This window comes from Burkholderia sp. HAN2018 (genome assembly GCF_024704855.1).
In the GTDB taxonomy this organism is placed as follows: Bacteria; Pseudomonadota; Gammaproteobacteria; order Burkholderiales; family Burkholderiaceae; genus Burkholderia; species Burkholderia cepacia.
The window spans coordinates 1-645 of record NZ_QOBB01000552.1 but is presented as its reverse complement, the minus strand read 5'-3'; the positions used below and the strand labels follow the sequence as shown (position 1 = coordinate 645).

The 645-nt window shown below is 70.4% G+C and carries 1 pseudogene; it reads left to right on the top strand.

Features of this window, described 5'->3' with window-relative positions:
* Positions 1–444, top strand: a pseudogene (locus tag DPV74_RS41730) (iron dicitrate transport regulator FecR); the annotation flags it as partial.
* Between the last annotated feature and the right edge of the window lie 201 nt (positions 445–645).

Below are 645 nucleotides of genomic sequence, written 5' to 3'. Positions count from 1 at the left end.
GCGCAAGGCGAGTTGCGGCCGCTCGGCACACGCTTTGCGGTGCGGCAGCGCGACGGCGCGACGCGGGTCGAAGTGTTCGCCGGTGCCGTGCGCGTGCAGCCGGACGATGCGGCGGCAGGCGCGCGCGTGATCGCGGCCGGGGAGGGCGCGGATTTCACGCGCGATGCGATCGGCGTGCAGGCACCGCTCGATGCGTATGCGTCCGCGTGGACGGGCGGCATGCTGGTCGCGTCGCGCATGCGGCTGGCCGACCTCGTCGCCGAGCTCGACCGCTATCGCCGCGGCAGCCTGCGCTGCGATGCGGCCGTGGCCGACCTGCGCGTGTCGGGTACCTATCCGCTCGACGATCCCGCGCGTGTGCTCGACACGCTGAAGGCGACGTTGCCGATCGATGTGCACTACCTGACGCGCTACTGGGCGACGGTCGTGCCGGCCCGTTCCTGAGCGTGTCGAAAAAAATTTCCGCCGACCTGAGCTGTTTCTCGATGTTCGCGTGACATGGGTAATGAAAGCAGCACTGGCCCATCGTCCACCGACTTCCCGATCATGGTTTCCATCCGTCTCACGTATCGGCGCCGTCCGGCGCCCGACCGACATCTGCCGCGCGCCGCGCGCCCGGCCGCACCTGCCGCGCCCGGGCACCTC